We start from the raw sequence: 26,552 nt of genomic DNA, 5'->3' as shown, positions 1-26,552 counted from the left end.
TACGCTAGGCACAAACACGGACTTTATGTAATAATTGCGGACTTGTTGCCCCTCTAGCTCATGCTTGGTTAGAGCAGCGGACTCATAATCCGTTGGTGCCGTGTTCGACTCACGGGGGGGGCACCATCTCATTCCTCTTTCAGGCATCGGCCCGTACTAATAATAACAATGCCGAACTTGCTTGTTCCCTGCCGTTTGGCTTGCACCCAGCAACGAACCTGAAGCCCGGGCTTCTTGCTGTTTGAGCAAGTTACCCAGGCCTGAAAAGCGCTTATTTATCCGCCGGCAAGAGCGAAGAATGGTGGCTGACAATCAGCCAATCCCGCCCGTTCCATTGATAGGTATAGGTGTAACGCGCGCCTACGTCCTTGCCGCTGCTGCCCATATGAAAGGTATACAGCCCCGAGTCCACTGCCATATTGCAGCCTAGGGTGATCTGTCGTTGCGTTACCCTTCCCTGCGGCTTGCCGGCCAGAAAGTGGTCGAAATAATCTTCTTTCTCTGCCTTGGAGATGCGGTTTACCCCAGACAGTGTGGGTAGCAGAATCGAGCGCTCTGCATAGTTGTTAACGACGACCTCGGGTTTGCCGGTTTGTAGCGACTGGTTCCAACGCTCAAACAAAACGGCAACACCAGCCTCGTCTATCGGTGCACAGCTTGGTGAAGATTGGGCACTCAGGCTGCGTTCTCCCTGGGTCTGTGCCGCGCAACCCACCAGCACCAGCGTTCCCAACAACACCATGATTTTCTTGCTCATTTCCCTTACCTCCCTCTCGTTTTTATGAGGCGGATAGTAGCATCGGTGCCTAATCATTAGCGTTTAACGCTGGTCGAGGCGACGTACTACAAACGTTCGGGAATGAGTGAGACATTGTGGGGCTGAACCTCCTTACTTAGTCTTGATCGTGCCCGCCCAGGCCTTTTATCTATGTGTAAGTGCACCAACAACAATTGTTAAAGTTTGTTTTATACAGGAACCCTTCGCCGCCTAGTCATTAAAATCGCTTCTCTTTATATAAGTAGAAGGGGAAGTTCATGACTTTTCGTATGGGTGCATTGGCCGCTATGCTGGCCGTCGCTGGCCTGACTGCAGGCTGTCAGACAATGGATGTGGGTGGCATGGTCGGTGCCGGCAGCAAGGCTGTCCAGGCGTTCAATTTGTCCGATCAGGAAGTGATTGCTCTGTCGGATCAGTCCTGCAAGCAGATGGATGCTGAAAACAAAGTGGCCAGCCCCAACAGCAAGTACAACAAGCGCCTGCAACGTGTCGTCAAGCCATTGGCGAAACAGTTGAACGGTCAGACACCGAACTTCAAGGTTTACCAGACTCAGGAAGTGAACGCCTGGGCCATGGCTAACGGTTGTATCCGTGTGTATGCCGGTCTGATGGACAAGATGAACGACGACGAACTGCGCGGCGTGATCGGTCACGAAATGGGCCACGTTGAACTGGGCCACAGCAAGAAAGCCATGCAAACCGCCTACGGTCTGTCCGCTGCTCGTGACGCTGCTGCCGCCACCGGTAACGGTGTGGTTGCTCAGCTGAACTCCAGCCAATTGGGCGAGCTGTCCGAAGCATTCCTGAACGCTCAGTTCTCGCAATCGCAAGAATCCGACGCTGACGACTACTCCTTTGACCTGCTGACCGAGCGCAAGCTCAAGACCCAGGGTCTGGTTTCCGCCTTTGAGAAACTGGCAGCCCTGGACGGCGGCGAAAGCAGCGTAATGAGCTCGCACCCCGGCTCCAAAGAACGCGCCCAGCGTATGCAGCAGCGCATCGACGCGGCTAAGTAAGCCCCTTCGACGCAGCGAATCGCATGCCGCTAACCCGCCCGCTTTTGCGGGCGGATTTTTTTTTATGGGTGACGTCAAGGATCACAAGTCTGGATGCAGCACAGCATCAGGCCGCCGCTACCAAACGCTGGATGCTCGGCCAGGAACTTTTTACCCGTACGATGAACCAATCAGACATTATCAACACCCGTACTCCCTCGAACGCCCCTGCCTGGCAAGCAGTCCAGCTACAGCAAAGTCTGGTCTGTAAATCCTTACTTTTCGTCGCGGTGGCGCCATAAACCAATACCTGCTTTCAGGTATGCTTGTGCCATTCTTTGGTCTTGGCAGTTACGCTCTTGAAAAAGTCTTCCTCTTCAAAAAACTCCTGTCCCTGCGGCAATCCCAAAACCTACGAAGTTTGTTGCGGCCCTTGGCACCAAGGTCCGCAGTACTTGCAAGCCCCCGATGCGGCTACCTTGATGCGCTCGCGTTACAGCGCTTTTGTGCGCGACGATCTGGACTACTTGCTGGCCACCTGGCATAGCTCCACCCGCCCTCATTCGCTGGAACCCAATCCGGAAGGTTTGCAATGGCTGGGCCTGGATGTGCGACGCCATGAACGTGTTTCCGACACGGAAGCGATTGTGGAGTTTGTCGCTCGCAACCGTCTGAATGGCCGGGCGAACCGTCTGCATGAGCTCAGCCGTTTTGTCCTTGAACAAGGCCAATGGTTTTACGTGGACGGGGATTTTTCATGAGCCAAACCAACGATTTCGGGCAAGCGGAACAGGTCCATGGATCCAGCCTGCCTATGGCTTTGCTTCTGGAAGCTGATCCCAGCACAAGTCTGATTGAAAGCTACAAAGACACACCGCACGCCTGGTGCATTAAAGATCAGGAACACATCGTAGCGGCCGCTATTTTGCAACGCAGGAACGCCCAGGATTGGGAGCTGATGAACATCGCCGTTCAGCCCTCGCACCAGGGTCATGGGTTGGGTGCCAAGCTGCTGTCTGCCCTGATTGGCTATGTACGCGAACAAGGTGGGCAAACTTTATATGTGGCCACCGGCACCATTGGCTACCCCCTGTTTTTCTATCAGCGCGCCGGCTTTCGAGTGGTAGCGGTAGAGCCCGATTATTTCCTGCACCATTACGACGAGGCCCTGTTTGAGGACGGTTTGCAGCACAAGGACCGCCTGATTCTGAGCCTTGCCCTGAACTAAAAGACTGCAATGATGCTGTCCCTTCCTTCTGGTTGATATGCTGAGCACCCTAAGCAATTTTGCAGAACAGGCCACCGCCCTGATCAGCGCCAACCCACAATGGGTGGCCCCCGCTGTTTTCGCCTTGTGCCTGGTCGAGTCCCTGCCCTTTTTGGCCCTGATCATACCGGGTACAGCCATCCTTTTATCCGTCGGTGCCCTGGTCGGCGCCGGGGAAATGAGCTTGCTGCCGATCTGGCTGTCCGTGACACTGGGCGCTGGCCTGGGCAATGCCATCTCGTTTTTTCTGGGCCAGCGCTACGGTGGCAATCTGTTCCACTTCGAATGGGCCCGCAAGCGTTTGCATCTGTATGCAAAAGCGCAGGCTTTTTTTGCACGCTGGGGATGGTTTAGTATTGTGGCCTGCCGCTTTATTGGTCCCTTGCGCTCAACTGTCCCCTTGATTGCGGGCACCTGTGCCATGTCGCCTCTGAGTTTTCATATCTCATCCTGGGCCTCGGCCGCCTTGTGGGCCAGTGTCTTGCTGCTACCTGGCTGGTTCAGTTTCCAACCCTGATTTTCAATGACCCCTGTAAGCCTCGCCTACCTGCATTTATTCATCGCGATTATCTTCGAGATCATCGCCACCAGCTTGCTACAACGCTCCGAACAGTTCACGCGCCTGATGCCCAGCGCCTTCACGATCCTGTTTTACGCGGGTGCGTTCTACTTTCTGTCACTCAGTCTGCGCGTCATGCCGGTTGGGGTGGCCTATGCCATCTGGAGTGGCGTGGGCATTGTGCTGATTTCCTTGATTGGCTGGGTGGTCTTCAAGCAGAAACTGGATTTGGCCGCTATGATTGGCATCGGTTTTATTGTGGTGGGTGTACTGATTGTGAATCTGTTCTCCAAATCCGTCGGCCACTGATTTTAGTGAATAAATATGATTGCCTTGATTCAACGGGTACGCCAGGCCCAGGTCGATATAGAAAACCAGACTGTCGCAAAAATTGGCGCAGGCATGGCCGTTCTGGTCTGTGCCGAGCACGGTGACACCAGCGAGCAAGCCTCACGCCTGCTGGAGAAATTGCTGGCCCTGCGCATTTTCTCGGACGAACAAGGCAAGATGAATCTGAACTTGCAACAAGCCGGTGGCCAACTGCTATTGGTAAGCCAGTTCACCCTGGCGGCCGATACGCGCAAGGGCAACCGTCCAGGATTCAGCCGCGCTGCGCCACCCGCGATCAGCCAGCCCTTGTTTGATGAGCTGGTAGCCATGGCCCGCGCCCGCCTGCCTGATACCCAGTGCGGCGTGTTCGGTGCCGATATGCAATTGAGCCTGACCAACGATGGGCCGGTCACAATTCCCATGCATATCGCGCCCGACACAGACCCAAGCTGACGATTGCCTTAAAGGGACTCCATCCCTATAATTGCGCAGGGTGTTTTGCTGGCATGGTGCAGCAAGGCAGGTTAATTACATACGCAAGGTCGGGCCGCCTTGTGGAGATTTGCCGACCATGTCCCACCCCTCTTCCGGTGCGCCCTTGCCGCGCGCCCATGTTTTGACCCGCCAGATGCAAGCCCAATTGCAGCGCCTCCTGCATATCGAGGCCCTGGGCGGTGTGGTCTTGTTGATGGCTGCCGCCATAGCCCTGATCTGGGCCAACTCTTCATTTGCCAATAGCTATTCTGCCCTGTGGCACACCCAAGTGACCTTGGAGCTGGGCTCCTGGCGCTTCTCGCAAGATCTGCATTTCTGGGTTAACGATATTTTGATGACCTTGTTCTTCCTGGTTGTCGGGATGGAGATCCGCCGCGAGATCCATGACGGTGCCCTGTCCGACTGGCGCTCGGCCATGCTGCCTATCTGTGCTGCCCTGTCCGCCATTACTCTGCCGGCGCTGATCTATGCCGCCATGAATCCCGACCCGACAGTGCTGATGGGTTGGGCCATTCCGACTGCTACCGATATTGCCTTTGCAGTGGGTGTGCTGGCCTTGCTGGGCCGCTCCCTGCCGCCCAGCTTGAGAGTGTTTTTGCTGGCACTGGCCATTATTGATGACCTGGTCGCCATCCTGATCATTGCCTTCTTCTACTCGGGCGGCCTGGACTACAGCGCCTTCCTGATTGCAGCCGTTGGTATTGTGGCCGTCCTGGGTCTGCAAAAAATGGGTATAGGCTCGGCCTGGGCCTATGTCGTTCCCGGCGCGATTTTGTGGTTTGGTCTGCTGAAAACAGGTGCTCACCCCACCCTGGCCGGTGTGGTTCTGGGCATGATGAGCCCTGTGCGCGCCCTGCCCTTGCCTCGCAAGGCCCGTCACCTCAATCTGGAACTGGCCACCAAACTGGAAAGCCAGCATGACACCCACGAAATCATGCACACGCTGCAGAAAATGCAGCTGGCTCAACGCGAGATTCTGCCTCCGGTCCAGCGTATTCCTGCACTGCTGCACCCTTGGGTGGCGTTCATCATCATGCCGGTGTTTGCGCTGGCCAATGCCGGGGTCAGCCTGAACGGTCTGGATCTGAATGCCGCCGGTGCACAAAGCGCGCTGTTTGGCGTGGCGATTGCCCTGATTGTGGGCAAGCCCTTGGGCGTCCTGCTGGGCACCTGGTTGCCCGTGCGCTTGGGACTATGCACCCTGCCTGCCGGTATGGATTGGGCCGGCGTCACCCTGATTGGTTTGCTGGCCGGTATTGGCTTTACCATGTCCATCTTTGTGGCCAACCTGGCCTTTGCCGAGCCTGTTTTGCTGGACGCTGCCAAGCTGGGCGTTCTGTGTGGCTCTTTGGCGTCCGCCGTTCTGGGCTTGGCGTGGGGCCTGATTGTGCGTCGTCGCTATCAGCAGTCTGCCAGCCAGGCAGCCTATAGCCAGGCATAAACAGCCAGACATCAAACAAACAGGCCCACGCTAGCGTGGGCCTGTTTGTTTTAGGGGCTGATCAATTAATCAATGGTCAGCACGCGTTCGTTCAGGATACGGCGGCAATCCATTTCAAACTCCAGATCCTTGACGGGAGGACGGGCCAGGTGCCAGCCCAGACCGTGGCTGATCGCCCCACGCTTGGCCAACTCGCTGGCCATGAAGGGATGCAGATTGTGCACGGTGTAGGCATGAGTGGCGGTGGTATCAGCCCACTCGTGACCCAACACTTCCAGACGGCGCTCCATTTCATCCAAGACCCATTGGGCTTTCTTGAGCAAACCTTCAGGCGACACGTCCTGATACGCCACAATGCTCTCTATATAGTCGTCGGGCGTTTCGGGGACTTCGCAACTGCCGGCGATTACAAAGGTGGCTTCTTCAATATCGGTTTCCACCGTATAGCTGAAAGCATAGAAACTGGGCTCGGCAGGTGCGCCTACCAGCGGCGACACATTGCTGCGGGCGACCGGATTGTGCTTGCCTTTGACCAGGCCCCACTCCTTCAGCGTTTCCAGGTACAGCTCATTGAACTTGTTGAAGTCGCTGTCGCTGACTGGCTCGGGCGAGCGCAGCTCGCAGGCGCACAAGGCCGTCAAGGGGCGCTCTTCCGCTTCCAGCACGGCCTGAATCAAGTCAAAACCTTCTTTCAGTGGCACGGGAGCAGAAAACACGACCCGGCAGATCTCGTAACCGGGCTGAGCGGCCACCCCGCCCGAAAAGCGGTTCACGCCGGTCGGAATGAAGCGGTAGTTGCCTTTGTCAAAATTAATCGCATTGCTCATGGTTGTTCCTGATCGTGTAGTGGGCCTTGGCCCGCCGGGGTCGAGTCGCCGTTATGCGGCAAAGCGGGCACTATAGCACCCTCTGAACCGTCTCAAGTTCGGTGCAGGGGCACAAGCCTCACCTTAACAGCACAAATCACTTTTTTGCGCATCATTGCAATCGCTTTGACTTCCAGCGCAGACCTCCCTACGATGGCGATATTCTTCATCACGCTGAGTTTCAGCTTGGTAGTGCACTGAGCGGTTCTATGGGTAAATCATGGATCGATTCACAGACATACTTAGACCACAGCATCAGCAATTTCCCAGACAAAATGCAGCGGCCTGGCGTTTCCTGCGCCCGGCTTGGGAAGCACGTATCCGCAAAGAACGCTATCCTAGCGAGTTTCGTGCGAACTGAGCCGGTTCGCTTTACGGTCTGTTGGCCCGGTGCCAACCCCCTGAATTCAAGACCTTGTACCTGCACGCCCACTGGAGTATTGCATGTCCACGCATCCATCAACTGAGCTACTTGGCCCTCAAACCCCGATTGCCGATATTGTTCTGGCCCTGAATCAGCTCGAACAAGGCCCCGCGCTGCTCGCTGCCCAGGAGCTGGACAACGAACGCCTGCAAGCCTTGCTGGAAGTGCCGGAGTTGCGTTGGGCCAGTGCGCTCTTGATGGAGCTGACACGTCCCGAGCGCCTGCCAGTACTGGAGCAACTGGCCGAAGACCGAATGGCCGACTTGCTGCAAGACCTGGACCATGAAGACCAGGAGCAGATTCTTGGCCGCCTGACCCAGCGCACCCGCACCTCCATCATGCGTCTGATGCACTATCCGGCAGACACAGCCGGCGGCATCATGACTACCGAGTTCCTGCAAGTGCCCATGAGCTGGAATGTGGCCCAAACCTTGCAGCACATTAGGGAAGTGGAAAGTACCCGCGAGACGGTCTACGCCATCTATGTGGTCAACGACAAGCAACAACTGCAATTTGTGGTGCCTTTGCGCAAGCTGGTGTGCGCCGACCCGCAAGCGGCCCTGACCGAGTTGTGGAGTGGCGACAGCCCCATTGCCGTGCAGGCCCTGACGGACAAGGAGGCCGTGGCCCAACTGATACGCCGCCACGACTTTCTGGCCATTCCAGTGGTGGACGAGGCCAATGCCATCATCGGCATTGTGACGGTAGATGACGTGATCGACGCCCTGATGGACGAGGCCGCCGAAGACATGAACCGCTTCGGGGGTGCCGAACATATTGGCAAACCTTATCTGCAAGCAGGCTTTAGCACCATGATTCGCAAACGGGGAGGCTGGCTGGCCATTCTGTTCCTGGGTGAAATGCTGACCGCCAGTGCCATGCAGTACTACGAAATACAGCTGGAAAAGGCCGTGGTCCTGGCCATGTTCATTCCCTTGATCATGAGCTCCGGCGGTAACTCCGGCTCGCAGGCCACTTCCTTGCTGATTCGCGGTCTGGCCCTGGGTGAAGTCCGGGTGCGCGACTGGTGGCGTGTCCTGCTGCGCGAATTACCCGTGGGTCTGGTGCTGGGCACCATGTTGGGGGCGATCGGCTTTATTCGTATCGAAATCTGGCAGCACCTGGGCCTGTACGATTATGGCGAGCACTCCTTGCTGATTGCCTTCACCATCTGGCTGGCTCTGATTGGCATTGTGACGTTCGGTTCTTGTATTGGCTCCATGCTGCCCTTCATCTTGCAGCGCGTCGGTTTTGACCCGGCCAGTGCCTCGGCCCCCCTGGTGGCCACGCTGGTGGACGTGCTCGGTTTGGTGATTTACTTCTCCGTGGCCGCGATGTTGCTGACAGGAACCTTGCTCTAGCCATGAATTTTTTTGTTGAATCCATACAAAAAAGCGCACAGTAAGAGACAAACTCGGTAACCTATCCTAATTTCACCGTTACATTCCCTCTGGCAGGCAGGGGGAGCCTGACACATTTCGTCTAACTTGGCCCCCAGGGGCCGCTTCGGACATCAGCACCTATGCGGATACTCGACCAGTTCTTCATCAGTGCAGACCAGATGGCTCCCTTTTTGGTTGGCAGCTATAACAGTGGTCTGGTCATCCTGTCGCTACTGGTTGCCATTTTCTCCTCGGGCATGGCCTTGCAAACGGCCCATATTGCCCGCATGGCTGATTTGCGCATACACCGCCAGATTGCCATTTGTACAGGTGCCATCGCCCTGGGCGGTGGCATCTGGACCATGCACTTTATTGGCATGTTGGCGTTTGAACTGTGCACCAGCGTCCATTACGACCCGGCCATCACCATGTTGTCGGTTCTGCCCAGCGTAGGGGCATCCTGGGTCGCCCTGCAAATTCTCTCGCAAGCTCGTGTACAACGCTCGCACCTGATTGTGGGCGGTATTTTGGTGGGTCTGGGTATAGGCACCATGCATTACAGTGGCATGGCTGCCATGCGTATGGCGCCGGTCCTGCGCTATGAACCCATCACCTTCTTCCTGTCGATTGTGCTGGCCGTAGTTCTGGCCACGCTGGCCTTGTGGATACGCTTTCGCCTGCATCGCACCCGCCTGACCTTGTTGCAACGCGTGGTCATCAGCGGCATTGTGCTGGGCCTGGCCATTTCCGGCATGCACTATACCGGCATGGCGGCCGCCCGCTTTATAGGCCAGACCACACCGCCCGATGACATGATCATCTTCAACAGCACCTTTGCCTCCATGGTGCTGTCCACCTTCACCATTACGGTGACGGTACTGGTGACCGCGGCCAACGGCCTGCTGCGCTACCGCCAGTTGTTCTTGAAGATGGAAGAAAGCGAATCGCATAACCGGGCCATTGTGGATACCGCGATTGACGGCATTATTACCATCAACAGCCACGGCACCATTCTGGACTTCAACCATTCAGCCGAACGCCTGTTTGGCTGGAAGGCCGGCGAGGTGCTGGGACGCAATGTGAACATGCTGATGCCCGAGCCGGACCGCTCGCGCCACGACAGCTATCTGTCCAATTATTTACGCACCAACGACCCAAAAATTATTGGCGTAGGCCGGGATGTCACTGGTTTGCGCAAGGATGGCAGCTTGATGCCGATGCGCCTGGCCGTGGGCAAGGTACGCCAGCCGGGTGACCCGTTGTTTGTCGGTTTTGTCACTGACATGAGCCGCTACAAGGCACTGACCGAATCTCTGCGTCAAAGTGCGGAAAAAGCCGAGCAGGCAGCCCAGGCCAAGACTGCTTTTCTGGCCAATATGAGCCATGAAATCCGTACCCCGCTCAACGCGATTATTGGCTTTAGCGACTTGATGCTGAATGACCAGATCAATGCGCAGCAAAACAAGCACCTTGCCATCATCAACCAGTCCGCCCACTCTTTGCTGGCTTTGCTGAACGACATTCTGGATACCACCAAGCTGGAACGCGGCTCGGTCGAACTGGAGCAAGTGGATTTTTCGCTGATTGAATTGTGCAATCAGGTCGTGGCCTCCTTGCGTTTGGCAGCGGATGCCAAGAACCTGGAGTTCCGTCTGAACCATGCGCCCGAGCTGCATCAGTTTTACAAGGGCGACCCGATGCGGATTCAGCAGGTACTGAACAATCTGATCGGCAATGCCATCAAGTTCACCCAAAGCGGAGCGGTGCATGTGGATGTCAATCCCGAACCAGGGCGCAATACCGTCTCCATCCGCGTCACGGACACCGGCATTGGCATGACTCCTGAGCAGTTGCGCCATGTGTTCACCCCCTTTACACAGGCCGATGTGTCTATTAGCCGCCGTTTTGGCGGTACCGGCCTGGGCGTATCCATTGCCCGCCAGTTGGTGGATCTGATGGGCGGCACGCTGAAGGTTGAAAGTACCCTGGGTGTGGGCAGCGTCTTTGAAGTCCGTATTCCCCTGGAACCGGGCAAAGAACCCAGCCTGAGCCCGGACGATCAGCCCGCGCCCCGCCTGCCGCCGCTGCGCATTCTGGTGGCCGATGACATCAGCCTGAATCAGGAACTGCTGACCTTGGCCCTGGAGCAGCACGGACATTCCGTGACAGTGGCCGACAACGGCCACAAAGTGCTGGAGCTGCTGTCCAAAGAAGATTTTGATGTGGCCTTGCTGGATGTGCACATGCCCGAGATGGACGGTCTGGAAACCGCCCGCCGGTGGCGCGAACAGGAACGCCGCGAAGCGCGTCTGCCTTTGCCACTGATTGCGCTGACTGCCAGTGTCATGGAGTCCGACCGTCATGCGGCCCAGGAGGCTGGCATGAATGGTTTTGCCACCAAACCGCTGGATCTGCCTTCTTTGCTGCAGGAAATTGCCATGGTGATGGGTCTGCCCCCCACCGGCCCCTTGGAGCACAGCGTCGAACCACAAGAGAGCAGCCTGATCGATTGGGAGTTGGGCCTGAGCCTGTGGGGTTCCCAGGTCCGTCTGCGCCGCGCTCTGCTGAGCTTTCTGTCTGACCTGCATACCCGCTACCCACTTGATGAAATCAAGCAGGCATCCCCGAACTGGGAGATTGTGCTGGGCAGCCTGCATGGCATTCGCGGCACCGCCGGCAATCTGGGCCTGCCCCAGGTGTCTGCCCTCAGCGCCGAGCTGGAAGAAAAAATTCGTCGTGGTCAAACTCGCCATATGCGTCGCCGTGTTGAGCAGTTGCAGGAAATGTTCAACCGCATCGCTCACGAACTTAGCCACAACGGCCCACCGACTCCTTACTCAGACGCTCAACATGTCGTGGTGCATCCCCCCGACGTTGCCTTGAACCATCTCCACATTCTGCATAGCAGCGTCTTGCTCAACGAGCTGGACGAACCTGCCTTGCAAGTGGTCTGTCAGTATCTGGAAAGCACAGGGCAAACCGATACCCTGAATGATCTTAATAAAACCATCGACGTGTTCGACTTTGCTCAAGCCAGCCTGATCCTGTCCAAGCTGATCAAAGACCTGAATGCGAGCTTGGCCAAGGATCCGCCACGCCATGAATGAATTTACCACGCCGCGCCCTACCCTCTTGCTCGTCGATGACGAGCCCGCCAATCTGCAAATTTTGCGTCATACGCTGCAACAGGATTTCCGGCTGCTCTTTGCCAAGGAGGGCGTCAAGGCGCTGGAGCTGGCACAAAGGGATCTACCGGACCTGATCTTGCTGGACATCATGATGCCGCACATGTCGGGTTACGAAGTCTGTCGGGCCTTGAAGGCCGACCTTAAAACCCGCCACATCCCCGTTGTTTTTGTAACCGCGCTCTCGCAGCCGCAGGATGAGCAGATGGGGCTGGACATGGGGGCGGTGGACTACATCTCCAAACCCTTTAACCCGGCGATTCTGAAGGCACGTATACGCAACCATCTGTCCTTGGTACAAATGCAGGAACTGCGCGATAGCCGCCTGCAAATTATCCGTTGCCTGGGGACAGCGGCCGAATACAAAGACAACGAAGTTGGCCGCCACGTCATCCGCATGAGCCACTACACGCGCATTCTGGCCCATTGGCTGGGTTACTCCAGCGAAGCGGCCGACGAGCTGCTGCACGCCGCGCCCATGCACGATATTGGCAAAATCGGCATCCCGGATTCCATCTTGCAAAAACCCGGCAAGCTAACGCCCGAAGAATGGGAAATCATGCGTACGCACACCTTGATTGGCGCCCGCATTATTGGCCAGCACCCGCATGGCTTGTTGAAACTGGCACGCACGATCGCGCTGTATCACCATGAAAAATGGGACGGCAGCGGCTATCCCTATGGTTTAACAGGCGAGAATATCCCCCTGCCCGCCCGCATCGTGGCGGTGGCCGATGTGTTCGATGCCTTGGCCAGTGAACGGCCCTATAAGAAAGCCTGGAGTGTGGAGAGCTGCATCAGCTATCTGCGCGAACAATCCGGCCAGCACTTTGACCCGCAACTGATCGCTCTGCTGGACAAGTGCCTGCCTGAAATGCTGCATATCAAAGAAAAATGGGCCGATGATCCCCAATTGATGACAAAGACTTGAACCGATTGGCCCCGTAAGCAACAGGTGGGCCAGGTCCCGCGCTCCTCAGCCCTGCGGGCTTGTCTTACAATGACGGCTTTACTATCTACCCCCGCTTCTACATGGCCGCTTTGCGTATTCGCCAAGTCCGACTTCATAAAAAACTGTCTCTGCGCAAGCTGGCCGAGCTTGCCCAAGTCTCCCCCGGCCTGATCAGCCAGGTGGAACGCGGTTTGACCCAACCCAGTCTGGATACCCTGCGCCAAATTGCACGTGCGCTGGATACGCCCTTGTTTTCCCTGCTGGACGACAATGTGGAGCAAGTGGCGGTGGTGCGCCAGAACGAACGCATGAGCATTCAATCCGCTTCGGGCGTGCAGTACCAGCGGGTGTCGCCGGGCTTTGGCAGTATTGAAATGCTGGCGGGCTTCTTGCCGCCGGGAGGAAGCTCGGTCGGGCAGCGCTGGAGCCACCCTGCCGAGGAATGTGTGCTGGTGACCGAAGGCCAGCTGCTGGTCGATGTGGGGGATGATCAGCACTGTCTGCAAACGGGCGATAGCTGTTATTTCAACTCCAGCCTGCCCCATGCCTACCGCAATCCTTACGACACGGATGTGCGCTTTATTGTGGCCATCACCCCACCCAGCTATTAAGCACGAGCACTAGGCGGCGCTGTGCAGCTGAGCCTGGATCAGATCCAGCTCGGTTTCATGGCAACGCTGCAAACGCAACCAGCGATTTTCATCCATGTCTGCACCGCGTGTCGCCAGCATGATCAATATGCAGGAATTCTGATCCAGCGGCTGCACCATGGCGCTGATGCGCGGGGTACGTTGCGTGGCGCTGCCTACCCAATAGCGAATCAGCCCTTGCTCGGCCAGAATCTCCACGCTGACATGGGTTTGGCCACCATCAAACAAGGACCTCCCCACCACCAGGCCAGGCTCCACCGTTTGGGTATCGTAGCAGCCCAGGGACCAGCGTCCCAGCGCATCCAGATCCGCCATATAGTCCAGCACGACCTTGGCGGATCGTTCGATACGACGGCTGGCCTGATGAGCCCAGGTTTGGCTATCCATATCCCCTCCCCCTTTACCAACCGGCTTGCAAGGTGTCGCACAAGCGCAGTACATCCTGCTCGGTGCAGACATTACCGGGCGACAGACGCAATACACCGTCACGCTGGTCACAATACAGCTCCTGCTCGCGCAGTTGATCCACCATAGCCTGAGCGCGCTGGGCACTGCTGGCGCGCAACATGATGCTGCCGCCGCGCTCGTTCTCGGCCAATGGGGTCAGCACGGGCCAATTGGCTTTGGCCGCACGATCCAGCAAGACCGCCGTCAATGCCCGGTTTTGCTCCAGCAGTTTTTCCACGCCGGTTTCCAGCACGAAACGCATGCCAGGCAGGGACGCAATACTTCCCAAAATAGCCGGCGTGCCGTGATCAAAACGACGCGCGCCGTCGGCATAGCTGAACTGGTCCAGATTCCAGTTAAAGGGGTTTTCCTGGCTGAACCAGCCGCGAAACTCCGGCTCGCACTGCTCGATCAAATCTGCACGCACATGCAAGAGGCTGGCACCGGACACGCCACAAGCCCACTTCAAGGAGGCCGACAAGGTAAAGGCTACGCCTTCATGCACGGTGAACGGCACCAGCCCGGCAGCTTGTGTCAAATCCAGCGCCACCAGGCTGCCGTGCTCCGTCGCACATTGCGCCATGCGATCCACATCCACCCGGTGCGAGGACGTAGAGCTGACCCAGGTCACCAGGGCCAAACCCACACTGTCATCCCAGGCATTAATGAAATCATCGTCCGTCACATAGGACAGGCCGGCGCTCAAAGGTACGGTGCGCAAGGTGAAGCCCAGGCGCAAGGCCAGTTTTTGCAACAGGAAATGCAGGCTGGGAAAGCAATCAGCCGCAACCAGCAAGGTACGTCCTTTAAGCACATGCGAAGGCAAAGAACCCAGAACGCTGTAGAGGCCGCCAGTGACGTTTTCACTTAGCGCAATATCCTTGGAATCAGCACCAATCAAACGGGCCCAGGCATCCATGAAAGCCTGTTTCTGGCCCAGAGCGTACCCCCACTGAGCATCGTCCTGCGCCGACCAGACCTGGCTGAACTGATCCAGCTCGGCACGCATGGCCGCTTCCTTGCCCTCGAACATGCCAATGGAGTGATAAAGAAAATATCCGGACATCATTTACTTCCTTGAAAATCAATCGGCCAACTGACGGCCAGAGGTTTCCTGCACCGTGCTCAAGGCCACAATCCCGATCAGCGCCACCACCATCACGTAAAAGGCAGGTGCCATGCTCGAACCGGTCAAGCCCGTCAGCCAGGACGCCACGAATGGCGCCGTCGCTCCACCCAGAATGGTGGCGATGTTAAAGCCCAGCGACACGCCGCTATAGCGCACTCGCGTAGGGAACAATTCGGCATACAAGGGGTAGCCCACGGCCTGCACCACGATGAAGGGCAGAATGGACACGGCCACCGCGATCACCGCCAGCGGGAAACTGCCCCAGGAGGCGACCCACATCGTCAGTGGCACCAGCACCAGATAGCCCAGCAAGCCAATCGTCAGCAAGGGTTTGCGGCCAAAGCGATCAGACAGGCCACCGGCAAAAGGCATGATGAAGGCCGAACACAAGGTGACCAGGGAAATCAGCCAGAACACCGCGGTGCCGTCGTATTTCAGGGTGTGAATCAAATGGGTACTCAGATAGACCACGCCCACGTAGCCTGCTGCATTCTGTGCAAAACCAATGGCAATGACTTGCAAGAGGGGACGGCGGTAATCACGCACAATCAAGGACAAAGGCGAATGCTCGGGGTGATGGCTTTTGAGCATTTCCTTAAAGCGCGGCGAATCCTCGATACGTGAACGAGCCCAGACACACAGAATGATCAGCGGAATGGACAGCAGAAAGGGAATACGCCAGCCCCAATCCAGCATGGCTTCCTTACCCACCAGCGCCGTCACCAACCCCGCGACGCCGGTGGCCAGGGACAAGCCCAGGGTGGCGGCGGCCGGATTGAACGCACCAAAGAAGCCGCGCTTGCCGGGGGGCGAGCATTCCGCCACATAGGTAGCCGCGCCCGTGATTTCACCACCGGCAAAAAAGCCTTGCAGCAAACGACACAGCAATAGCAAGGCCGGTGCAGCCAGGCCCAGCGTGGCATAGGTAGGCAACATGCCCATCAAGGCGCTGGCCACTCCAATGCCCACAATAGTGAACATCAAGGCAGCGGTACGGCCATGCTTGTCGCCAAACCAGCCAAAGAAAATACCGCCCAAGGGGCGTGCCAGAAAGGCCCCGCCGAACACGGCCAGAGTCGACAGCAAGGCCGCGTTCTCATTGCCAGCGTGAAAAAACAGCACGCTTAGCGTCACGGCCAGGACGCCGTACAGCTGAAAGTCGTAATACTCGATCATGGTGCCCAAACCCGCTGCGCTGGCAGCACGCCACGGCGATACGGGGGCTTCGTCCTGTGGGGACTGTTTCTTGCTCATGTCTCATCCATCCTGATACGCATAATGCGTCTATTCTGTTTAGTGTGGCTAAACAAATTATACGGATGAATATTTCAGCTTTCAATCACTGGGAAAACCCTAAAGGTCGGGGTCTTCGGCCCTGTCCTTGTCCATGGCTTCCTGAACCCAGCGTTGGGCCGGATGCAGACTGATGCCCTGTTGACGCAAGCGCCGCAGAATATCGAGCATCAGATTGCTGCGCACCCGGCGCTGGACTCGCATGGTATTGATGAAACAACGGGTGCTGAATGCCACCCCATCCCCAAAAATTCCGTCGCAAGACAAGATAGGGGCTGGCTCGGTCAGAATTTCCGGTTCGGACTGTACGGCCTCACGCAAAATCTGCATGACCGCATCCGCGTCCACATCCAGCGGAAACAGCAAGCGGGACTCGATCGCGCCCAAGGAGGTCGGGGTGTAAGTCAGATTACGCACCTGCCGCCCCATCATCTGGGAGTTGGGGACCATTACCATGGTGCGATCAAAGCGCTCGACATAGGTCGCCCGCAAGCGAATCTGGCGCACATTGCCTTCGCTGCCCTCTACCTCCACCCAGTCCCCCACTTTGACGGGACGCTCGACCATCAGCATCAGGCCAGAGGCAATGTTCTGCACAATACCTCGCAAGCCAAAACCCAGACCCACCGTCAAGGCCGTAAAGATCCAGGTCACCGATTCAATCGGCACACCCAGCATGGACAGGCAGATCACCAACAGAACAAAATAGGCAACGTACCCAACCATGCCCACGATCGCATTTTGCAGGCCCGGCTCCAGCGTGGTGTTAGGCATGTAATTCTGACGCAGCCAGGTGCGCAGAAAATGAATCAGAACACCTCCCACCAGCATCACGCCCAAGGCAATCAGCCACAAGTCCAGGCGCCACTGCACCGCTCCCAGACGCAAGGCCTCACGCGAGACATCCAGTCCCGACTCCAGCATCTGTTTGGGTTCAGTTAACCAATCCCCACTCACCATCCAGATCGCCAGAAGCAACACGGTCATCCGGGCGATAGCAAAAAACACAACAATGAATTGGCTTTGCACACGAATCGGCGCAGCCTCTGGATCATGGCTGCGATTACGCAAATAGGTCAGCAAGGAATCCGCAATGTCCTGCAGCCACACCATGCAAACGTAGGCCAGCAGCCCCAGGATCAAGGGCATGGTGATGAAATGCGACATCAAGTCATCCGACAGGCCTTGCCAGCCGCCGATGAACAAGCCCAACACCAGGATGTAAACAAGGACGCCGCCTTTAAAGGCCAGACGAGCCCAACTGCGTCCCGTTCGACTCGCCCCCTGCCCCGCGACATCAGTACGATTGAACAGCTCGTCTCGCAGAACCCACAAACCGTAGCCATACAGGATCAAATACAGCAGGCTGCTCACACCATCAGCCATGGACTGAAATGCATCCGACAAGCCTATCGATCCCCGAAAAAAACTGCTTGTGATGTCCGCGTACACCAGCAGGAAAAAAGCGGGTGCAAAGTAACGCAGCCTATGCTGAGTCTGAGTGGACACGGGAATCAAACGCCAGGAAGCCCGAGGCTGAACCACCATACTCTTGATACAAGCCAGCGCCACTGCCGCTGCCCAAGCTCCTACTTTCAAATAAGCCAGAAGCTCAAACTGGGTGGGAGAAAGGTCTGGCCGTTGAAACACCAGTTCAACCAGCTGGTCCACCACCACCCAGGTAGCGATAAACCACAGGAAGAGATTGGCAATGATCAGACTGGAGCGACGCAAGCGTCCGGCTGGCAGATAACGGCTTACCCATAGGGGCATGACACGGAACAAAGCCAGCATCACAAGCAGAACCGCCGCCGCCATCCACAATGAGGCGCTGCTTTGCTGCCAACTGCTGTTGCTCCATGTTCCTCGCCACTGCTGGGCAAAGTCAGATAGTTTTGAACGGTCAGCGGGCCAGGCCTGTGCAAGTTCGGGCAAACTTTCCAGCAGGACCAAGGAGGCATTGCGTCGCCAACGCTTCGCTTTCTCATAGCGCACCGTCGCCTCTCGCAGCAACTGACGGGCTTGTTGCGCCTCCACCTGCACCAGACGCGCTACGCGCAGATCAGCCCGCAAGGCAGCATCGGCACGGCGCAATTGCATGCGTTCGTTATGAACGATGAGCTGTTCGGCCTCATCGCCCGAATCTTCGCCCAGCTCCTGCAAACGTGCCTTCAACAGGCGGCTGCGCCGCTCCAGAGACTGCACCACCCGTCCGGACAGCTCCTGCGTTCGCACCAGCTTTTGATCTTCCTCGTAGCTGCGCTCGGGCCGTATCGATACCTGGTTGCCTTCCAGGCGGTACTGCATCAGGCGGATTTCATCCTGGGCCTGCTGCAGCTCTCGAATCATCTCACGCTCTTGCTCTACCTCGGACAAGGCTTGTGCCTGTGCCTGTGGCCAGGCCCCCAGCAAAGCCAGAAACAAGAGCAAGACCTGCACACCTAGTCGTAGCGTCTTCATGGCTGCTGTCTCCCTGGGGCCTGCCTGTTGTTTTTATCGAGGTTCAATCATTCAGCAAGGGGTTGCCGCTTTCATTCTGGCTGGCGACCGGTGTATTGGGCAACACCGTCATGGTCTGAGTATGGTGCAACGCCAGACCTTCCTTGCGTAATTCATCCAGAATATCGAACATCAGGACACTGCGTACCCGGCTGCCAATCCGAGGAGAGCTTACATAGCAGGTCGCCGTAAACTGCAAGCCGTTGGCATCAAAGCCATCCAGCGTCACATCCGGCGCCGGGTCGGCCAGCACGTCGCTGTAGTTCTGCATCACATCCAGCATGATAGAACGTACCCGTTTAGCGTCTGTGTCGATAGGCATATTGATCTTGACCTTCACCACCCCCAAGGGGTTGCTCAAAGTCACATTACGCACGGTTTTGGTGATGAATTCGGAGTTCGGCACGATCAAGGTGGAGCGGTCGAACATTTCAATTTCCGTGGCACGGGCATTGATCTTGCGTACATTGCCCTCTACCCCGTTCAGGCTGACCCAGTCTCCAATTTTGATGGGACGTTCGGCCAACAGAATCAGCCCCGATACAAAGTTCTGCACCACCGCTTGCAAACCAAAACCGATACCCACCGACAAGGCCGAAATTACCCAGGCCATGCGCTCCAGACCGATTCCGAGAGACGAAATCGCCGTAGCCACCACAATGAAGTAGCCCACATAGCTGAACAGATTGGCGGTAGACACACGCATACCCGGATCGATACGCGTGGCGGGTAAAAGCTGGTTGGCAACCCAGCGCTGCAAGGCTTTGACAAACAAAATGCCCAGCACCAGAATCAGTACGGCCAGCAGGACCGAGCTGGGTTTTAACTGAACCTGACCTAAAGAAAAACCTTTAACCAAAAAGCCCAAACGACGCTGCAGCCACTGCGTGGGGTCTTCCCCAAAGGGCAACAAAACCAGGGTAATTGCCGTAATAATCAGGCACAGACGCAAGGCTCCGGACAACACGATCACGATCTGGCTGCTGCCCCGCAATTGCGTACTGGTCCATTCATTGGCGGCGCGTTTCTCTTTAAATTGCAGCAAGAGGCTTTGACCGATATCCGCAATCAGCGCGACCAGGACATAGCAGGTGCAAATCACCAGACTCAGCCACAATACCTCTTGCACAATCAGACTGCTCAAGGCGATGTAACCCAGCAAGAAGGCAATCATCCCCAGCCCAATGACCACACCCAGGGTGATAGGAATGGCGCGCAACCAGGTCGCCCCCTGCTGAACCGGAGCCGTTTTCTGCGGGTCCTCGCCGCCTTCTGGAACGGGGGTCTTGTCCCGTCCCTGGCTCAAGTTCCAGGCTGCAATGGCAATAAAGATGCTCAGTGTCAGCGTGTTAAAGCTGTTGACCAGCAAGGTAGTGCTGAGCGTGGCGTTGATCAGGCCCAGCAATTGCTGTGACATCCAGGTCAAGGCCACCATGATGCCCAGAGCAATGGGCAACCATGCCAGCTTTAAAGCCACATTGCTGGGGATGGGAGGCAAGCGCCAGCTAGGACGCTGCGCCGACAAAAGCACGCGGCCCATCCCGGTCACAAAGCCACCCAGATACAAGGCGAATACGGACTTGGACACAAAACTGGACAGATCCGGAGCCAGATTGCCGTTCCAGTAAAACAGCCCTGCCGCCACCGATGCCAGCAAACCGGGCGTCAGGCTGTAGAGCACAATCAAGGCCGTCGCATAAAAAGAGCGTCGCAAGCGCGAGGGCTTGGTGTGGTTGATGGTAAAACGCTCCAGCCCCCGTACCGCCCACACTGACAGCCCCAACAAAACCAAAGCCAGGGCTCCTGCCGACCACAGCACATAAGCGGGCAAATCTGTTACCCGCTGTGCCAGATCCTTGCGCATGCGCTCGACCCTGGCCAGATCACCGGGCAAGTCGCGCGACACATTGCGCCAGAAGCGTGGTGTCAACACGGACTGCGACTGCCGACCCAATTCCGCCTGGAAAATTACGCGGCGCTGCTTGGACACCTGATCCAGGCCTTGTGTTGTTTCCACGCCGATCAAACGGGCCAGCTTGATCATGCCGTCCAGCTCGGTCACCGCCTGCTGCAATTGAGCACGCTGGCGCGCAATGTCCTCGGACTCCCCCGCCGGATCATCTACAGGCCCCAACTGATTCAGACGCGCGGTCACGCTCAACAGCTCAGGCTCCAGACGCACACTCATTTCCTGAGCCTGCTCTTGCGCCAGCAGCAACTGATTGCGCAAGGCAACCAGATCGGAATCGCCCAAGCCATCATTTTTCTGCAAACGGTCCTGGACAGTTTGCAACGTGTCACGCAATTCATTCAGGGATTCACTGGCCTGCGCAGGCGTCAATGTCACCGTCTCGGCCACAGCAGGGACAGCGGTAACAGCCAGCACCGCAGCCAGCAGCCACAAGGACAAAAAAGCACACAGGCGCGAACGGCGAAAAGCGTGCATCAATAAAACTCCGGCTAAACAATGAGGCCCCACGCATGAAACCGGCAGGGCAGCAGAAAACATGCACAGAATACCGAACTATTGTGGACTTGGCGTATGAGGCATTCACGAGAAAGCAGTTTTTTTAGGCGATAAACGCCCGGAACTGGCCACTTTTCTGTTTCCGGCTCCTTTATTACCTGTCATGCCCCTTTTAGTCTGAATACAAGGAAGCACAAAAAAGGCCGGAACAGGTGCAGCACACCTACCCCAGCCGGTTCTTCTGCCTGCGGACAACAAGCCACAGGCGTACTGACAATCCTGCTTAACGAATCTGCTCCGCCACCATGAATCCGGATGCCCCTGCCAGGCCTGGGCCTGGGTGGGTGGATGCACCGATGTGATAGACGTTCTTGTACGGTGTGGCGTGAGACCGGGCACCGTTACTGGAGGCAAAGGGGCGCATCCAGAAGAACTGGTCGGGGGAACAAATGCCCGAGTACGGGTCGCCGCCCACCAGGTTGCAGTTGATGGATTCCAAGTCGGCTGGCGACAGCACTTTCTGACCCACGATTTGTTGACGCAAACCGGGCATGACGCCTTCCAGTTGGTCGATGATGCGCTCGGCCACAGCCTGGCTGACTTCTTCGGTCCATTTACCGTCTTCCGGCACGTCGATCTTGCCAGCCGCATCGCCGCGCAACTTGGATGGCATGTCCTGCATCTGCATCCACAGTATCCATTTGCCTTCCGGCGCACGGCTGGGGTCCAGCGAGCATGGCTGACCGATCGCCACGGTGAACTTGGCCGGGATCAGGCCGTTATTGGCCTGGGCCACGCTCATGCTGACGTCCTCCAGGCTGTCGGACAAGTGCAGCAAAGGCACTTTCAGCAGCTCCGGATCGCTCCAGTTAGGCATGCTGTCCAGCGCCAGATGAATTTGCATGTCACCACGGCCAAAGCGGTAGGCATTGGCTTGCTCACGTACCTGGGCGGGCGCGCCCGGCAACAGGCGACCATAGAGCTGTGGCGGCGTGACGTTACACACTACATGGCTGGATTCGTAGACTTGGCCACCGGCACGCACGCCACGGGCTTTTTGTCCTTCCAGCACAATTTCTTCTACTTCGGTGTTCAGTTGAATACGGCCACCGGCCTTTTCAATAATGGCGCACAGGGCGCGCACCAGATTCTGGCCACCGCCTTTCACAACAGGCATACCACCGGCCACCACAGCCGCAAAGGTCAGCTTGCCGATCAATGCCGAGCAGGCGTCGTCAGGGCCCAGGCCCGAGTGCAAGACCCAGGGAGCCATCATGCCGCGCACACGGTCGTCTTTCAGTTCACGGTCGGCCCAGCGGCGGAAGGATTCCAGGGACTCGCGTCCGTACTGGACCATGCCGTCCATGCGGCGCTTGCGCCATTGCGAGAACAGCAGACCCAACAAGCCACGGCTGTAAGGCTCCGTGCTCAGCAAGCCAAAGGTCAGGCCCGCATCGCGCTCGAACAACTGGCTGCACATGGCACCAAAGGCATCGCCATCACCAGCTTGCAGACCATTGATACGCTGAATGGAATCGCCCACATCGTGACGCAGGGCCAGGCCCTTGCCATCGCTGCCCACCACGCCGGTGGTGTAGCCGTTTTCCAGGAACTCCACGCCCTGGGCGGCCAGATCATCCTTCAAACGGGCATAGGCAGCGCCGGATGTGAACAAGGGGTACCAGGACGACAGCAACTCATGGGTAAAGCCGGGAAACAGCTCCTCGGTACGGATACACCCACCCGCACGGTCGTTACGCTCCAGCACCAGGACCTGCTTGCCCTTTTGCGCCAGCAAGGCTGCACACACCAGGGAGTTAATGCCACTGCCCACCACAATGACGGCATACGATTTTTTATTTGTTGAGTCTGTCATCCCACACCTTTTTTAAATTGCCCTGAACGGGGTCAGGGCTTGTGAACACGCCACAAGAAACAGCTGTTCACAAGCCCTGGACATCTTTTACCGCACTTTTCTATTTATGAGCCAGACGACTGCGCCTGCCAGCGTTCAAACCAGTGACGGGGCGACTTGCCCTGCTCTGGCCCGAGTACGGAAAAGCCACCATCGACGGGCAGATCAATCCCTGTCATCCAGGAAGCCGCTCCCGACACAGCAAACAGCACCACATGGGCGACCTCTTCACCGGAGCCGACTCGCCCCAAAGGATGAACTTGTGCCCCTACCTGATTGGCCAGCTCGCGGGAGCCACCGCTCATGCGCTCAACGGATGGCGACCAGGTCCAGGCGGGCGAAACCGTCAGCACGCGAATCCCCGAGGGAGCCAGCTCCACTGCCAGACTCTTGGTGAACTGCAGAATGGCCGCTTTGGAGGCGGGATACAGCGCGCGTCCGGCCACGCCGAATTTGCCACCTGTACTGCCCATATTGATGATGACCCCGCCCTGCCCCATATGCGGCGTGGCTTTCTGGGCCAGAATCGCGCTGGAGATCAGGTTCACATCCAGTGTCTGATGCCAAAGCTCGCGGCTGGAGGCCAGGCCTTCATCGCCATAGGAGCAGGCATTGTTCACCACAATGTCGATGCGTCCGGTTTGTGCCAATGCGGCCTGCACGCAGGCATCCAGTTGCGCATCATCACAAATATTGGCGGCCATGAACTGGGCCTTGCCCACAGCCTGCAGACGCGCCTCGGTACGCTGGCCTTCTTCCTGGCTGCGACCCACAATCAGCACCCACGCACCGGCGGCACACAAAGCCAGGGCGATATCCGCCCCCAGCCCTTGTGTGGACCCGGTCACGATGGCGACCTTACCTTGTAAATTCACCTTCATGTCCTGCTGCATGTGCTTCTCCTACTGTGCTTGTGGCGCGCCAAAGACGGCTGCCCAATCTTCATCCCGATCAATATGAGCAATCAGGCTCATACTGGCCAGGGAGGCTTCATGCGTGGCCGGTGGAGCACCGCAAGCGCTGGCCACCACCGCCACTTCATAGCCCATATCCACTGCGTGACGCACCGTGCTTTCCACCACAGAATGGGTGGCCACACCGGCTATCACCAGGCGCTCCACGCCCAAACGACGTACGACCGGTTCCAGCGCGGAACCAAAGAAAGCGTTGATACGCGTGTGATGGACTTCAAACTCGTCGGGCAAGGGAGCCAGCCCGTCAAAGAACTGGGCTCCCCAGCTGCCAGTCTGCATGGCTCCGATTCGTTTCACATTGTGCAGAATCGGCGCATTGCACAGCAGGTCGGCATAATCAGGCCGATAGCCCACCCGCACATGCACAATGGGCACGCCCTGTGCGCGGGCCTGCGCCAGCAAACGGCCTGCGGCCTCGATCAAGGCCTGACGCTGGGGACTATTGGCCTCTACCCCCACGCGGATCAGGCCATCGGCGTGCAGAACGTCGTTTTGATAATGCAGGGCCAGCAAGGCTGTGTGATGGGCTGCCGACATTAGATGTACACCTGAATAGCGCCGTGAACCGCGTCACGATCCACCAGGTTCACCTGCTTCATGCGCAGTTTCCAGCCACCGCCCTCCTGGGCCTGCAGCTTGTGAATCAGGCTGCCCACACGGTAGACCGGATCCTTGCCACGCCACTCCATGGAGTGGAAGCTGGAACGCACCACCAGATAGCCTTCCGGATCGGTGCCATCGATCATCACATTGCCCAGCACACGGCAGGATTGTGTGATTGGCTGCTGGGACCAGTTGCGGTGGTTTTCCAGACGACGAATACGCAGTTCACGCAGCAGCTTGTTTTCCCAGCACAGGGAAATGTGCTCGTAAGGGCTTTGCTGGTCGTAGCTATGAGGAATCCAGTACATGCCCTCCTCGGTCCACAGATCCAGCCATGCTTGCCAACGGCGCTCGTCCAGCAAGCGAGCTTCGTGATAGATGAACTGCTCCACTTCACGGATGGCTTCCAGGCTCAGCGTCACAGATGTGACCTGATCCACGCTGACGTCAAAATCAATATCAAACAACATAAGAATTCTCCTTGGCTCGGACAGCAGCCCGCTTAAGCCTGTGTTGCGGGGGCGATGGGCTCACCGGAAGCCGAACGCACCGTGGCTTTACCACTGTCTTCCGACTGCGCAGGCGCGTCGTACAGGCTGGTGGTCATGAAATGCTTCCAGGCGCGGAACTGATTGCGCATGGGCAATTCGCTGGTGCCGTTGGTAGCGACCATACCGCCTTCGATAGGCTTGTCGGTGCCGTCATAGCGGTGCATGCTGATCCAGTCGCCGCCATTGGTCTGGTTACCTTCCTGACAGCGGCCATAGACTTCGATGTCGTCCGGCATCACGTTGGATGAAGGCGAGTTGATCAGGTTGGCGTACATCAGGCCGCGCTTGTAAATATCGTCCGGCGCACCTTTCAGACGGAACAGCTGGATTTCCACATGAGTGCGGTCCACCGCTACCGGGCGAATCACACGGAACTGCTGGAATACGGTGTGTGGCGAGCCACTGCCGTAAATAATGCTGTTGTGACGGTTCTCGCCCAGAATGCTCAAAGCTTTTTCTTCACCGTAGGCTTCTTTCAGGGTTTCATAGTGCGCCTTGGTGATCGGGTCGGTTTCGATGGCACCTGGATTGAAAATCCCTTCCATATAGCCGTGGCCGTTATCAAAGGCGTACAGGTCCAGCTTCTCCCAGAAGCCGTAAGGCTCGCCGTTACCGTCCATGATGTGCAGTTCCAGCGGCATGGAGCCGTAGTCTTGGGCCTGCTCGCGGGCGGCCACGTAGGACGACTCGTGCGTCACGTTGGCGTGCATGGTGTCGTGCAGGTTCTCGTAGAACACTTTCCAGTTGGAAGGCTGCCAGACTTTGAAGCTGCCACCGGCCACTTCCACTTCACCCACGGGCGAGCGATCGCACAGATTGTCGATGGAAGTGATGATGGGGCCCAAAAACTCTTTCAGATCCGGGCCGTGAGCGCTTTGACAGGCAAACACAAAACCACGGTAGCTTTCCACACGAGCCACACGGCGCATGGAGAAGTCCGGGTGCTTGGGATCAAAACAGGTGTTTTCCAGGCCGTTTTTCATCGGAGCGGCCAGATGCTGACCGTCCAGCTTGAACGTCCAGGCGTGGTAAGGACAGCGGAAGAACTTGCCCGCATTGCCACAGCCATCGGCCACTACTTTCGCACCCTTGTGCGGGCAACGGTTGTAGAGCACGTACACCTTCTTGTCGCTGCCGCGCACCATGATGACGTCCTGGCCGCCCAACAAGGTGGTGTGGTAATCGCCGGGATTAGGCACCTGGCTGTCGTGGCCGATGTAGATCCAGGCACGGCCATAAATGCGTTCCATCTCCAGACGGAAGATCTCGGGGTCGGTATAGACCGATTTATGTACGCTGTCGCCCCGCACCAATGCGGACAGCTGTTCGTTGCTATAGCTCATCATTACC

23 protein-coding genes and 1 tRNA gene are annotated in these 26,552 nt (G+C 57.3%); 12 read left to right on the top strand and 12 right to left on the bottom strand.

What is annotated here, in order from left to right:
- The first annotated feature begins 47 nt into the window (after window positions 1–47).
- Window positions 48–126, top strand: a tRNA-Ile gene (locus tag U2949_RS15170).
- Window positions 127–271: 145 nt separating this feature from the next.
- Here U2949_RS15170 and U2949_RS15165 read toward each other — a convergent pair.
- A complete protein-coding gene (locus tag U2949_RS15165) occupies window positions 272–757 on the bottom strand; it encodes a hypothetical protein (RefSeq protein ID WP_026484691.1) in 486 nt (161 codons plus the stop codon).
- 278 nt (window positions 758–1,035) lie between these two features.
- Here U2949_RS15165 and loiP point away from each other — a divergent pair, with 278 nt between their 5' ends.
- From loiP to nhaA, 7 genes are all read left to right on the top strand, one after another.
- Entirely contained in the window at window positions 1,036–1,794 is a 759-nt protein-coding gene (gene loiP, locus U2949_RS15160) for a metalloprotease LoiP (RefSeq protein ID WP_009459460.1), read from the top strand.
- 338 nt (window positions 1,795–2,132) lie between these two features.
- Complete coding sequence (locus U2949_RS15155; RefSeq protein ID WP_026484692.1) at window positions 2,133–2,534, top strand: YchJ family protein; 402 nt, start codon at window positions 2,133–2,135, stop codon at window positions 2,532–2,534.
- Window positions 2,531–3,001: a GNAT family N-acetyltransferase gene (locus tag U2949_RS15150; protein WP_026484693.1), complete on the top strand. Its 471-nt coding sequence runs from the start codon at window positions 2,531–2,533 to the stop codon at window positions 2,999–3,001. The genes U2949_RS15155 and U2949_RS15150 overlap by 4 nt, the downstream gene beginning before the upstream one ends.
- A 37-nt stretch (window positions 3,002–3,038) precedes the next feature.
- Entirely contained in the window at window positions 3,039–3,557 is a 519-nt protein-coding gene (locus U2949_RS15145) for a DedA family protein (RefSeq protein WP_026484694.1), read from the top strand.
- Window positions 3,558–3,563: 6 nt separating this feature from the next.
- On the top strand, window positions 3,564–3,908 hold the full coding sequence (locus U2949_RS15140) for an SMR family transporter (protein WP_026484695.1): 345 nt from the start codon (window positions 3,564–3,566) through the stop codon (window positions 3,906–3,908).
- A gap of 15 nt (window positions 3,909–3,923) precedes the next feature.
- Complete coding sequence (gene dtd, locus U2949_RS15135) at window positions 3,924–4,382, top strand: D-aminoacyl-tRNA deacylase (RefSeq protein WP_026484696.1); 459 nt, start codon at window positions 3,924–3,926, stop codon at window positions 4,380–4,382.
- A 118-nt stretch (window positions 4,383–4,500) separates the two neighbouring features.
- Window positions 4,501–5,865, top strand: a complete 1,365-nt coding sequence (nhaA, locus tag U2949_RS15130; RefSeq protein WP_321288585.1) for a Na+/H+ antiporter NhaA — start codon at window positions 4,501–4,503, stop codon at window positions 5,863–5,865.
- 65 nt (window positions 5,866–5,930) lie between these two features.
- On the opposite strand, the gene cnbZ is transcribed toward nhaA, so the two are convergent.
- Window positions 5,931–6,692 (bottom strand): 2-amino-5-chloromuconate deaminase CnbZ, encoded by a 762-nt coding sequence (cnbZ, locus tag U2949_RS15125; protein WP_026484698.1) that lies wholly within the window; start codon window positions 6,690–6,692, stop codon window positions 5,931–5,933.
- A gap of 483 nt (window positions 6,693–7,175) precedes the next feature.
- On the opposite strand from cnbZ, the gene mgtE reads away from it, so the two are divergent.
- The 4 genes from mgtE to U2949_RS15105 all read left to right on the top strand — a co-directional run bounded on the left by mgtE (window position 7,176) and on the right by U2949_RS15105 (window position 13,285).
- Complete coding sequence (gene mgtE, locus U2949_RS15120; RefSeq protein WP_257724301.1) at window positions 7,176–8,516, top strand: magnesium transporter; 1,341 nt, start codon at window positions 7,176–7,178, stop codon at window positions 8,514–8,516.
- 161 nt (window positions 8,517–8,677) lie between these two features.
- Window positions 8,678–11,644, top strand: a complete 2,967-nt coding sequence (locus tag U2949_RS15115) for an MHYT domain-containing protein (RefSeq protein ID WP_321288581.1) — start codon at window positions 8,678–8,680, stop codon at window positions 11,642–11,644.
- Window positions 11,637–12,653, top strand: coding sequence for a two-component system response regulator (locus U2949_RS15110; protein ID WP_321288579.1), 1,017 nt, complete (start codon window positions 11,637–11,639; stop codon window positions 12,651–12,653). Before U2949_RS15115 ends, U2949_RS15110 begins: the two co-directional genes overlap by 8 nt.
- A 59-nt stretch (window positions 12,654–12,712) precedes the next feature.
- A complete protein-coding gene (locus tag U2949_RS15105) occupies window positions 12,713–13,285 on the top strand; it encodes a helix-turn-helix domain-containing protein (protein WP_235332425.1) in 573 nt (190 codons plus the stop codon).
- Window positions 13,286–13,294: 9 nt separating this feature from the next.
- Here the strand turns inward: U2949_RS15105 and U2949_RS15100 are convergent, their stop codons facing one another.
- From U2949_RS15100 to U2949_RS15055, 10 genes are all read right to left on the bottom strand, one after another.
- Window positions 13,295–13,711, bottom strand: coding sequence for a hypothetical protein (locus U2949_RS15100; protein ID WP_026484702.1), 417 nt, complete (start codon window positions 13,709–13,711; stop codon window positions 13,295–13,297).
- Window positions 13,712–13,724: 13 nt separating this feature from the next.
- Window positions 13,725–14,840 (bottom strand): aminotransferase class V-fold PLP-dependent enzyme, encoded by a 1,116-nt coding sequence (locus tag U2949_RS15095; RefSeq protein WP_321288575.1) that lies wholly within the window; start codon window positions 14,838–14,840, stop codon window positions 13,725–13,727.
- Between the two features lie 15 nt (window positions 14,841–14,855).
- Window positions 14,856–16,154: an MFS transporter gene (locus U2949_RS15090; protein WP_009459482.1), complete on the bottom strand. Its 1,299-nt coding sequence runs from the start codon at window positions 16,152–16,154 to the stop codon at window positions 14,856–14,858.
- A 99-nt stretch (window positions 16,155–16,253) separates the two neighbouring features.
- On the bottom strand, window positions 16,254–18,653 hold the full coding sequence (locus tag U2949_RS15085) for a mechanosensitive ion channel family protein (protein ID WP_321288573.1): 2,400 nt from the start codon (window positions 18,651–18,653) through the stop codon (window positions 16,254–16,256).
- Between the two features lie 43 nt (window positions 18,654–18,696).
- Window positions 18,697–21,138, bottom strand: coding sequence for a DUF3772 domain-containing protein (locus U2949_RS15080; RefSeq protein WP_035275333.1), 2,442 nt, complete (start codon window positions 21,136–21,138; stop codon window positions 18,697–18,699).
- A gap of 304 nt (window positions 21,139–21,442) precedes the next feature.
- Window positions 21,443–23,035, bottom strand: a complete 1,593-nt coding sequence (locus tag U2949_RS15075) for a phytoene desaturase family protein (RefSeq protein ID WP_321288570.1) — start codon at window positions 23,033–23,035, stop codon at window positions 21,443–21,445.
- Between the two features lie 104 nt (window positions 23,036–23,139).
- Entirely contained in the window at window positions 23,140–23,967 is an 828-nt protein-coding gene (locus tag U2949_RS15070; RefSeq protein WP_321288568.1) for an SDR family oxidoreductase, read from the bottom strand.
- A gap of 9 nt (window positions 23,968–23,976) precedes the next feature.
- The gene (locus tag U2949_RS15065) at window positions 23,977–24,585 is read right to left on the bottom strand and encodes a cysteine hydrolase family protein (RefSeq protein WP_026484708.1); all 609 of its coding nucleotides are present in this window, start codon (window positions 24,583–24,585) and stop codon (window positions 23,977–23,979) included.
- Window positions 24,585–25,121 (bottom strand): aromatic-ring-hydroxylating dioxygenase subunit beta, encoded by a 537-nt coding sequence (locus U2949_RS15060; protein ID WP_321288566.1) that lies wholly within the window; start codon window positions 25,119–25,121, stop codon window positions 24,585–24,587. Before U2949_RS15060 ends, U2949_RS15065 begins: the two co-directional genes overlap by 1 nt.
- Window positions 25,122–25,153: 32 nt before the next feature.
- On the bottom strand, window positions 25,154–26,545 hold the full coding sequence (locus U2949_RS15055) for an aromatic ring-hydroxylating dioxygenase subunit alpha (protein ID WP_115635039.1): 1,392 nt from the start codon (window positions 26,543–26,545) through the stop codon (window positions 25,154–25,156).
- Window positions 26,546–26,552 lie beyond the last annotated feature (7 nt).

The sequence above is a fragment of the Alcaligenes phenolicus genome (assembly GCF_032063905.1).
Lineage (GTDB): Bacteria > Pseudomonadota > Gammaproteobacteria > Burkholderiales > Burkholderiaceae_B > Alcaligenes > Alcaligenes phenolicus.
This window is presented reverse-complemented; position numbering and strand designations above follow the sequence as displayed.

Excerpts from the sequence above, each read along its gene's own strand:
- U2949_RS15165 (WP_026484691.1), bottom strand. The coding sequence starts at position 757 with ATGAGCAAGAAAATCATGGTGTTGTTGGGAACGCTGGTGCTGGTGGGT.
- loiP (WP_009459460.1), top strand. The coding sequence starts at position 1,036 with ATGACTTTTCGTATGGGTGCATTGGCCGCTATGCTGGCCGTCGCTGGC.
- U2949_RS15150 (WP_026484693.1), top strand. The coding sequence starts at position 2,531 with ATGAGCCAAACCAACGATTTCGGGCAAGCGGAACAGGTCCATGGATCC.
- U2949_RS15145 (WP_026484694.1), top strand. The coding sequence starts at position 3,039 with ATGCTGAGCACCCTAAGCAATTTTGCAGAACAGGCCACCGCCCTGATC.
- U2949_RS15140 (WP_026484695.1), top strand. The coding sequence starts at position 3,564 with ATGACCCCTGTAAGCCTCGCCTACCTGCATTTATTCATCGCGATTATC.
- dtd (WP_026484696.1), top strand. The coding sequence starts at position 3,924 with ATGATTGCCTTGATTCAACGGGTACGCCAGGCCCAGGTCGATATAGAA.
- nhaA (WP_321288585.1), top strand. The coding sequence starts at position 4,501 with ATGTCCCACCCCTCTTCCGGTGCGCCCTTGCCGCGCGCCCATGTTTTG.
- cnbZ (WP_026484698.1), bottom strand. The coding sequence starts at position 6,692 with ATGAGCAATGCGATTAATTTTGACAAAGGCAACTACCGCTTCATTCCG.
- mgtE (WP_257724301.1), top strand. The coding sequence starts at position 7,176 with ATGTCCACGCATCCATCAACTGAGCTACTTGGCCCTCAAACCCCGATT.
- U2949_RS15115 (WP_321288581.1), top strand. The coding sequence starts at position 8,678 with ATGCGGATACTCGACCAGTTCTTCATCAGTGCAGACCAGATGGCTCCC.
- U2949_RS15110 (WP_321288579.1), top strand. The coding sequence starts at position 11,637 with ATGAATGAATTTACCACGCCGCGCCCTACCCTCTTGCTCGTCGATGAC.
- U2949_RS15100 (WP_026484702.1), bottom strand. The coding sequence starts at position 13,711 with ATGGATAGCCAAACCTGGGCTCATCAGGCCAGCCGTCGTATCGAACGA.
- U2949_RS15095 (WP_321288575.1), bottom strand. The coding sequence starts at position 14,840 with ATGATGTCCGGATATTTTCTTTATCACTCCATTGGCATGTTCGAGGGC.
- U2949_RS15090 (WP_009459482.1), bottom strand. The coding sequence starts at position 16,154 with ATGAGCAAGAAACAGTCCCCACAGGACGAAGCCCCCGTATCGCCGTGG.
- U2949_RS15085 (WP_321288573.1), bottom strand. The coding sequence starts at position 18,653 with ATGAAGACGCTACGACTAGGTGTGCAGGTCTTGCTCTTGTTTCTGGCT.
- U2949_RS15080 (WP_035275333.1), bottom strand. The coding sequence starts at position 21,138 with ATGCACGCTTTTCGCCGTTCGCGCCTGTGTGCTTTTTTGTCCTTGTGG.
- U2949_RS15075 (WP_321288570.1), bottom strand. The coding sequence starts at position 23,035 with ATGACAGACTCAACAAATAAAAAATCGTATGCCGTCATTGTGGTGGGC.
- U2949_RS15070 (WP_321288568.1), bottom strand. The coding sequence starts at position 23,967 with ATGCAGCAGGACATGAAGGTGAATTTACAAGGTAAGGTCGCCATCGTG.
- U2949_RS15065 (WP_026484708.1), bottom strand. The coding sequence starts at position 24,585 with ATGTCGGCAGCCCATCACACAGCCTTGCTGGCCCTGCATTATCAAAAC.
- U2949_RS15060 (WP_321288566.1), bottom strand. The coding sequence starts at position 25,121 with ATGTTGTTTGATATTGATTTTGACGTCAGCGTGGATCAGGTCACATCT.
- U2949_RS15055 (WP_115635039.1), bottom strand. The coding sequence starts at position 26,545 with ATGAGCTATAGCAACGAACAGCTGTCCGCATTGGTGCGGGGCGACAGC.